14 protein-coding genes and 1 pseudogene are annotated in these 8,232 nt (G+C 63.0%); 9 read left to right on the plus strand and 6 right to left on the minus strand.

The features are described 5' to 3' along the window. The 6 genes and pseudogenes from M3461_07190 to M3461_07215 form a co-directional block, all read right to left on the minus strand. Positions 1–359: hypothetical protein (locus tag M3461_07190; protein ID MDQ3774150.1), on the minus strand; the 359-nt coding region annotated here is incomplete at its 3' end. 24 nt (positions 360–383) lie between these two features. Continuing rightward, a pseudogene (locus M3461_07195) lies at positions 384–771 on the minus strand (haloacid dehalogenase-like hydrolase). 49 nt (positions 772–820) lie between these two features. Continuing rightward, positions 821–1,999, minus strand: a complete 1,179-nt coding sequence (locus M3461_07200; GenBank protein MDQ3774151.1) for a hypothetical protein — start codon at positions 1,997–1,999, stop codon at positions 821–823. Further along, positions 1,996–2,343 carry a hypothetical protein gene (locus M3461_07205; protein ID MDQ3774152.1) on the minus strand — a complete coding sequence of 116 codons (348 nt, stop codon included), beginning with the start codon at positions 2,341–2,343 and terminating at the stop codon, positions 1,996–1,998. The genes M3461_07200 and M3461_07205 overlap by 4 nt, the downstream gene beginning before the upstream one ends. Beyond that, on the minus strand, positions 2,303–2,788 hold the full coding sequence (locus M3461_07210) for a hypothetical protein (protein ID MDQ3774153.1): 486 nt from the start codon (positions 2,786–2,788) through the stop codon (positions 2,303–2,305). The genes M3461_07205 and M3461_07210 overlap by 41 nt, the downstream gene beginning before the upstream one ends. 216 nt (positions 2,789–3,004) lie before the next feature. Then, entirely contained in the window at positions 3,005–3,199 is a 195-nt protein-coding gene (locus M3461_07215) for a hypothetical protein (protein MDQ3774154.1), read from the minus strand. Between the two features lie 150 nt (positions 3,200–3,349). Here M3461_07215 and M3461_07220 point away from each other — a divergent pair, with 150 nt between their 5' ends. From M3461_07220 to M3461_07260, 9 genes are all read left to right on the plus strand, one after another. After that, the gene (locus M3461_07220) at positions 3,350–3,538 is read left to right on the plus strand and encodes a hypothetical protein (protein ID MDQ3774155.1); all 189 of its coding nucleotides are present in this window, start codon (positions 3,350–3,352) and stop codon (positions 3,536–3,538) included. A 124-nt stretch (positions 3,539–3,662) separates the two neighbouring features. Further along, positions 3,663–3,911, plus strand: coding sequence for a cysteine rich repeat-containing protein (locus M3461_07225; protein ID MDQ3774156.1), 249 nt, complete (start codon positions 3,663–3,665; stop codon positions 3,909–3,911). Further along, entirely contained in the window at positions 3,908–4,078 is a 171-nt protein-coding gene (locus M3461_07230) for a cysteine rich repeat-containing protein (protein MDQ3774157.1), read from the plus strand. The genes M3461_07225 and M3461_07230 overlap by 4 nt, the downstream gene beginning before the upstream one ends. A 33-nt stretch (positions 4,079–4,111) precedes the next feature. Further along, the gene (locus M3461_07235; GenBank protein ID MDQ3774158.1) at positions 4,112–4,960 is read left to right on the plus strand and encodes a DUF2092 domain-containing protein; all 849 of its coding nucleotides are present in this window, start codon (positions 4,112–4,114) and stop codon (positions 4,958–4,960) included. Further along, entirely contained in the window at positions 4,957–5,820 is an 864-nt protein-coding gene (locus M3461_07240) for a hypothetical protein (protein MDQ3774159.1), read from the plus strand. The genes M3461_07235 and M3461_07240 overlap by 4 nt, the downstream gene beginning before the upstream one ends. Before the next feature lie 296 nt (positions 5,821–6,116). Then, a complete protein-coding gene (locus tag M3461_07245) occupies positions 6,117–6,413 on the plus strand; it encodes a hypothetical protein (GenBank protein MDQ3774160.1) in 297 nt (98 codons plus the stop codon). After that, a complete protein-coding gene (locus M3461_07250; GenBank protein ID MDQ3774161.1) occupies positions 6,410–7,084 on the plus strand; it encodes a nucleotidyl transferase AbiEii/AbiGii toxin family protein in 675 nt (224 codons plus the stop codon). Before M3461_07245 ends, M3461_07250 begins: the two co-directional genes overlap by 4 nt. A gap of 470 nt (positions 7,085–7,554) precedes the next feature. Then, the gene (locus M3461_07255; protein MDQ3774162.1) at positions 7,555–7,875 is read left to right on the plus strand and encodes a glycine zipper family protein; all 321 of its coding nucleotides are present in this window, start codon (positions 7,555–7,557) and stop codon (positions 7,873–7,875) included. 155 nt (positions 7,876–8,030) lie between these two features. Continuing rightward, positions 8,031–8,232, plus strand: a 202-nt coding sequence (locus tag M3461_07260) for an HdeA family protein (GenBank protein ID MDQ3774163.1), incomplete at its 3' end; no start/stop codon positions are given.

An 8,232-nucleotide genomic window follows, 5' to 3' on the forward strand; every position in this document is an offset into this window, starting at 1 on the left:
ACCGTGTCCCCGAGGCCGAATTTGCTGTCGCCGCCCTTCACTGGTGACTCGGCATAGACGATGGGAAGAATCGTGCGTGTGATGAGATTCCAATTCTCGCTGATCGAGAAGGGAATCACGGGCTGGATGTTGGCGGTATAACGCATGGCGTCCGCCGCGCCGATGCCGAAGTCCCAATTGTTCTGAATCGGCACGCTGATGAGGCTGGCGACGGGGTTCTGGAGTTTCATCGCCAACTCGGCGGCTTTGGCTTTTTCGTCTTCGGCTGCAGCGTCCTGCGCGGCGAGTGTTGTGGCGGTGAGTGCCAGCGCGCAACCGAGCGCGGCGGCGATGTGGTTTTGTGTGTGGCTGGCTTTCATTGTTGTGTCGTTTCGGAGCTCATTTCTTTCGAGCGGGAAAATGCTTTTCCAATCGTCCTTCATGCTCACCACAGTCCAGCCGCGCGCCTTCGCTTCGTCGAGTCCTTTGTCGAGGCGGCCGATGGAGGACTTCCGGTCATAAGACCATTCGCGCTCAGCGTCGGTGTGGTGAAAGTAGACAGAAGCGCGGGCCGCTGCCGGCGGCGGTCCATTGGAGCATTTGCAAGTCGGCAGTCGGGGGTGCCGAAGGCGGCGATGGGACGCCGGCCAATGTGCATCTGGATGCCGATGGGCTTGCCGGTTTTGTCGTCAATGAAATTATCTCCGGCAGCTTCACGAGCACCGGCTTGCCGTCGCGCAACTCGAGCTTCAGCTTGCCGGTGCTGCCGATGACTTGCTCGGGCGGGATGCCAATAGACCGTCTCCGCACGATGGTAAATTTCCCTTCGCCGTTCCTGAGGTTATAACAGGGCGCTTGCCAGTTTTTTCAAGATCTCCGCCAAGGGCACCTGTGTAGCGGCGACGGCGAGCCACGGCAAGCCCGCCGCGACGACCAGCGGTATCAAGGTTTCCTTGCCGGCGGGAATCGGCTTCATGGCCTTAACCGCCTGAAAGCCGGACGCAAGATCCGCCAGCGACGAGATCTCGGCCGCGCCAAGCGCGGCTTCGCCAACTTCCTCCCGGCGCACCCACTTCGCCTCAAAGGCCCGGTTATGCTGGCCGGCAAGCGCGCCATACTCCAGCAACGCCCGTTCTTTGAGCCGCGCCAGCGGACCCGCGAACACCAGGAGCGGTCCCACGAAGATAATAAGCACGAGGACCAACCACCCACCGAAGACGAGCCGCATCGACGCCAGGGGCGCGCCGGCGAACACCATCTCTTGCAAGGCCGCGGAAGCGGTCACGCAGCTCAAGGCAAAGACCAAGGCGGAGAAGGTGGGAGGATACAGACCCAGAAACCCGATTCCCCCGCTTTGATCCGGATGGGTCGCGACCAGGCGCAGCTTCACTTTGGCCAAGTCCCGAAGTAGCCGGGTCCAAACGACAAAGCGCCAGAGCCAGCGCAGCAAAAGAAACCAAAACAGGGGCAAACTGACCAGCAATATCCACCAGCCCGCCGCCGAAAACCGAGCGTGTCCATCGACCAGGGTGCCGAGCCAGGACTCCTGCAAGAGCGACAAGGAATAAAATCCGCCGCTCACGGAGGCCACATAGGCCACACCGAGGATGATCGCCTCGGCAAGCGCGGAACTGCTGCGCCGGTCGGCAAGCTGCAACGCCGTTATGAACCGGGAACCCTCCTCCGGGGGCACCAGTCCGGCGTCCGTGAACTGACGAATGAGGGCACCGATGCGCTTTTCGGCGACCCGTTCCATGACAACGAACAGCACGATGGCGATGATGAAGCGGGCATAAGCGCCGAAGTCGAGGAAAAAAGCTCGCCCGCCCAAGGACTCACTCCAAGCGAGTCCCTGCGCCACGGACAGCAATGCCGGCGGCAACCACGCCATGGCCGCGAAAAGAAGCGCCGTTCTCATGGGCGGAAGCAAGTCCGGCCCCAACAAACCCAGGCGTTGCTGCAATCGATAGAAGGGCCCGCCGATGACCAGCGAGAATTTTTCTTCCGGCTTCTCTGTCATCGCTCTTCCTCCCGCGGGGCGGCTTCCGATGAAGGGATGTACTTCGGCGGGTCCTTTTCCCACGGGTAGCCCTTTGCCGCCATTCCGTCTCCCACCTCGAAGAGCCGGCGCATGTATTCGGTATCGAGATCCTCCCGGTGCGGCACGTTGAATCTACGTGGAATGTAGGCCAGGTGGTAATCCCCGCCGTCCCATTGGGCGGTCAGGTAGATTCGATACAGGTCGCCGACGCCCTGGGTCTGGATCAGAGAGGAGATGCGCCGCTCGGCGAATACCGGCTCCGCCCCGTCGAAACGGCTCCCTTTACTGGCCCGGGAACCCTTTAGCCGCCATGCACGAGGCATACGCCTGGTTGTAAGCGTTGGCGGAGGCGGCTTGCTGTTGCTGGGCCTGCTGTTGGGCCTGCGTGCTCTGCCGGCGTTCCTGACGCTGCCGGGCCGCACCCACGACCGCGCCGGCCGTGGCGGCGTCTTGCGCCTGGTTGCGGGTGTATTCCTCGGCGACTTCGTCGGGGACGTTGCCGTACTGATTCGTCTTGGACCGGCCCTTCGCCGCGCCCGCCATGGCCCCGGCCGCCGCGCCGCGGGCACGGCCGCCCGCCTGCGGTTGGCTCGGTGCGGTCGTTGGGGCGGCATTGGGGTTAGAGCCCGTCTGCTGCTGGGCGATGCTGGAGCATTCAGCCTGCGCCTGCTGAAGCGAGGGTTCACCCTCGCCCTGCGCCCACACCGAACCGGCTAGGACTACTCCGAACGCGCCGATAACTCGGCGAATGGGTAATTGATCAAACATGGTTTACGTCCAAGGCTTGTTTACTCTACAGAATGCTTCGCGCGAAGACGCAGCTTCCACTGGTTGTAGCGCGGCGCCAACAGCGAGCCGCCGTCGGGCCAGGGTAAACTTTTCGGTGCCCAGCGCTCGAGCGGGGCGCTAATAGATCCAGTGTCCCGTCGGCAAGGTGCACCGCGGCCAGCTCCCCATCGGCCCAAAGCGACGGCTTAGCGCCCCTCAAGGCGGCTTGCTCGGCTCGATGGTCGCGACGATCGCGTTCGTCACGTGCACAGCGGCCCCGCCGTTCGCCAAGGGCATCAGCTCCCGGTGCGCCGTGAACGACCCCGTCCCCTTGTAGGTCACCGTCTGCCCCGCACCGGCCGGACCCGGTCCGAATAGGAGCGCCGCCCGTGGCGAACCGAACCCCGCCACTTAACTGTGCGTCGCGATGGTGCTGGCCGCGGCTGTGGCCTTGCAGAAGCCCGCCCGGCCAAGGTCTTCCCGTGCCCGTGTTGTCTGTGTCGTCTTGGTCCGAGCCCTCGGCCCCCGCCGCCGTCCGGGATGCCCTGGAAGGTTGTAGCCATGTCGAAATGGAGAGTCCACACCGTGCGCGGCCCATTCGTCACGCACACCGCCCCCATCGCCGGTGAGCTTGGGACGCGAAAAGAAGCCGTCGCCCAGGCTTGGCTCGGTCTGAGCAAGCCCCGACTGCTGGGCGAAGACCGGAAACGACATTGCGACGAGGACGACCACCCCGGCTTGCCGACTTGAGTCAGCGCGTCCACTCCTTTTCACAACCTATGATGCTGTTGCGTGATTATATAATATGGAGACTAGGTAGAGGCGGAGCCGTCCCTGCTGTCACACGCCGGTCATCAACGAAAGGGAGAACCTCATGAACGAACGCACAAGACCCCTCCTCGCGGGTATCCTGATTGGGGCATCGACATTCGTCGCGGCCAGCGCTGGCGCACAGGAGACGCTCGTCGATACCATCGCCAAGGGCTGTGAGAAGGAGCTGAAGGAATTCTGCGCCAAGGTGACGCCGGGCGAGGGACGGATACTCGCCTGCCTGTACGCCTACCAAGACAAGCTTTCCGCGCGCTGTGAGTTTGCCCTGTACGACGCCGGGGCCCAGCTCTGACCAACGAGTGCGGCGACGATCTCAAGAAGCACTGCGGTGCCATCAAGGCGGGCGAAGGGCGTGTCATCGACTGCATGAAGAAGAACGAGAAGGCGCTGAGCAGTCGTTGCAGCCAGGCGATCAGACACCGGCGCGAAGCTCAAGTGATCCGATCTCTGCGCCGGTGAGGCATGGGCTAAAATGACTGAAGGAGGTTGCCCATGAAGATGAACGGGTGGCGGGTCCTACTGTCGGCATCGGTCCTACCCATTCTCGTGGCCTGCGCGGGACCGGAGGCGACCAGCCGCTCGGCGGAGTCGCCAATCGCCGGACCCGCCGCGGCGCCGGTCCAGCCACAGGCCGACGCGGAGGCGATCCTCATGGGGATGGCCGAGCTCTTGTCCCGGACCCAGCGCTTCAGCGTGAACGTCCGGAGCAGTTACGACGCCGTCCAACCCTCCGGCCAGAAGATCGAGTTCGGGGACAGCCGCACGCTCACCGTGAGCCGGCCGGATCGCATGCGTGTCGAGGCCGAGCGCAGCGACGGCCACAAGCAACTCGTCCTGTTTGATGGCAAGGCGATCACGGTATTTAGCAGCCCGCGAAACGTCTATGCGAGCATATCCAGACCCGGTAACCTCGACGAGGCGATCGCCTATTTCATGCGCGATCTCCATATGCGCTTACCGCTCGCCATGCTGTTCGTGAGCCGGCTCCCGGCCGAGCTGGAGCGCAGGGTCCAGGCCCTCGACTACGTGGAGAATACCAACATCCTCGGTGCTCCCGCCCACCACCTGGCCGGGCAGACGAAGACCGTGGACTTCCAGGTGTGGGTCGCGGACGGTGGCCAGCCGCTGCCTCAGCGAGTGGTCTTGACCTACAAGGATGCAGCGGGTGAGCCCCAGTTCCGGGCACAGTTCTCCGACTGGAACCTCTCGCCGGAGATCACCGACTCGATGTTTGCATTCACGCCCCCCGAGGGAGCCGAGAAAATCGCCTTCCTACCTCAGTTGCGTGCGGTCGCTGTCCGCCGGAAGGCAGCGCCAGCGCAGAGCGGAGAACAGAAATGAAGACCAGACCTTTAGTGATGGTCACGACCATCGTCAGCGCCCTCGTGTTGCTGGGGGGACTCGTGGATGACGCGGACGCCCGGCGTGGAGGGGGCGGTAGCGGCTTTTCCCGCGGAGGCGGCGGTGGCGGTGGGGCGGCCGCTCGCAGTGGCGGCTTCTCCCGCGGCGGCGCCGCGGCGGGCGGCAGCTTTTCGTCAAGAACGGGCACGGCCTCACGACAAGCGGGCGCGACCCAGCGGTCTGCCCAACGATCTCAGACCCAGCGGGCACGCACAGCGCAAGCGGGTTCGACTCAGAGGTCTGCGCAACGGTCCCAGACCCAGCAGACACGCACCACGGAGCGCTCGGGTAGGCGCCAGCAGCAGCAGGCACAGACCACGGAGCGTACCCAGGCGCGCGCCGATACGAGGACGCATGGGCAGTCAGAGAGGACCGACAGACAGGCTCAGCATAAGGACGGTCGCACCGAGCGATCCGAACAGCGCCAGCAGGGATACACCGAACGGACCGATGTGCGCCAGCAGGGCTATACCGAACGGCAAGCCAATCGGCAAGATATTGCGCGAAACAATTGGGACGATGACGACTGGGATAATGATTGGGACGACGATGATCTAGGGGAGGCCCTGGTGGCTGGCGCGGTGGTCGCCGGTACGGCCGCGGTCGTGGGCGCGGCTATCTCGTCCACCTCGACGCCAAGCTATACGACCTATAACTATTACAATACGCTGCCTTGTACTCTGGCAACGGTGGTGGCGGGCGGTGTGACCTATTACCAGTGCGGTGCCACCTGGTACAACCAGGCGTACTCCGGCGGTAGCGTCACCTATGTGACCGTCGGGCCGCCCCCGGGGTATTAGCCTACCGTCGTCAACTGTGACCGCGACGCGGCGTTGGACGATCGCCATCGGTCTCGCCGGTGTGGGAGCGACGCTGGTCCTCGGCCTTGCGCCTGCCCCGCGCGCCGCGGGCAGCCCGGGCGAGGGTCCTGCCGACATGGTCTTCATCCCCGGGGAATGATCCCCATTTATCATCGCGGCCCGCCGCCAGGATACGGTGAGCGGGCGAAGCGCATCGAGTCGCGAGTCGAGGCGATTCCTTTGTCACCGAGTATCCTGCGGGCTGGACGCGGCAAGCGCGGGGAGTATCGTTTTTGATGGGACAGATCGATCGAGAGATATTGGAGCAGTTTGCGGCAAAGTACATCTGGTGGAAAACACCTGGTGAAGCTCTGCAACACCCTGATCGCGTGATCGCACAGGTCATGGATATCGGCGATTACGACGATGTGCAGAAGCTCGTAGTCCAAATGGGCGATGAGTATCTGCGGGAGGTGTTGGCCCGTGCCGAGATCGGCCAATTTACCGCACGCTCTTGGGCCTACTGGCACTACCGCCTGGGGCTCGCCACGCCGGGAAACGTTCCACCCATGCCGCTGCGGCGGATAGCGTGACACGGATCTTCAGGCCGCGTCTGGAAATCCTGCCTAGTGCGCAAAGGCGGCTTTGGCCGCAATTGCAACCGTCCGTGAAATTGGGCATGGTATTGTATGGCGGTACCGCGATCGCGTTACGTCTTGGCCACAGAGCCTCCGTCGATTTCGATTTCTTTACCGACAAGCCGCTCTGCAAGGAGGCCCTGCAGGCAGCGTTGCCGTTCATCGCCGGAGCCGCGGTGCTCCAGGACCAGCCCGACACCTTCACCGTAGTGGTGTCCGAAGGCGAGGCTCAAGCAGGGCACGTCAAGCTGTCATTCTTTGGCGGGATCGGTTTCGGACGCGTCGGAGAACCGGAAGCGACAGAAGACGGTGTCGTGCGGGTGGCATCGCTGGCTGATCTGATGGCCACCAAGAGCAAGGTCATCCTGCAACGGGTCGAGGCCAGGGATTATCAGGACATTGCCGCCATGATCAGGGCGGGTGTCAGTCTCTCCAGCGGGCTCGCGGCCGCACGTGCGCTGTACGGACTTGCCTTCCAACCGAGCGAAAGTCTTAAGGCGATGGTGTATTTCGAAGGTGGCGATCTGAACAGCCTGTCAACAGAAGACAAGGAAACGTTAATCGATGCCGCGAGCGGAGTGCGCGACCTACCGAATGTCCAGATCGCGGCGCGTAATCTTGGTTGAGGAACAAGATCCAATACGCGACTCGCACGTGTTCGGATCCACTCCGCTCGTCCGAGCCTGCCGGACTTGCACGGCGTGTCCCGCCTTGTGGTATCATGTGGCTAGAGTACTTGCATCATAAAATGTGATGTAAATGATTCAAGTTTATGATTGGGTGGCAAAAAACCCTACCCCATTGCGCCGGGTCGCAAAGGGAAAGGGGCTTCGCTCAACCCGCAAAGCGAGCAAACGCATCTACGACACCGCGACGATGGTTGCGTTGAAAGGGCGCGGTCCCGAGAGGGAGCCCGCAATCCGCTCGGCGCTTCGAGCGGTAATATTGATCGTCCTAGGCGGTGTGTCGGAACAGCGAGTCGCCCGCTTGCTATGTCGGTGCAAGATTAATGATACACCTCGTCGGTCTGAGGCGGAGCCTCGTTAGCTTCTAATCTTTTCACAACGTCTAACTTTTGGTCAGACAGAGGCCCGGAATGAAACGAATCAGCGCGCTCGGGGTAGTACTCTGTGGGCTCGCCCTAACGGCGGCGGCCGAAGCTACATCGCCGGCATACTGCTCGGATTACGCACAGCGCGAGGCGGAGTATGCGGCACCCACCGGTTCAGGATTGGTGCGTGGCGGGGCACGTGGGGCGGCCGGCGGGGCCTTGTTCGGCGCCATCGCCGGCGATGCGGGCAAGGGCGCCGCCATCGGTGCCATCGTAGGCGGGGTGGCGCGCGGGGCCCGCAATCAGGGGGTTAAAAGCCAAGTGTATCAGGACGCGTATAATTACTGCATGCAAGGTGGCCGCTAAGGACCGTGCGACACCGGGATGCGGTCACCGCCATTTGCGTCGGCGGTGCGTGACACCCCACCGGCACCCTGCGCGGCCCTCCCTTCCTCCAATCATCTCACTCGACAACTCATAGGAGAACGGCTATGCGTGGATTTTGGCCAGGTATTGCGCTCATGACTCTCTCGACCGTCGCGGGCGCTCAGACTTCCGAGTCGGTGCGCGATCTCGCGACCGTGACCTGTAAAGAAATCATGGGCGCCGATGATCGCGGGCGTGAGCTCTCAATGGCCTACATGCACGGCTACATCAACGGCAAGGCAAATCGCACGACGCTGGATCTCGACAAGAACGCGGCCATCACCGACAAGGTGCGCG

The organism is Pseudomonadota bacterium (assembly GCA_030860485.1).
GTDB lineage: Bacteria > Pseudomonadota > Gammaproteobacteria > JACCXJ01 > JACCXJ01 > JACCXJ01.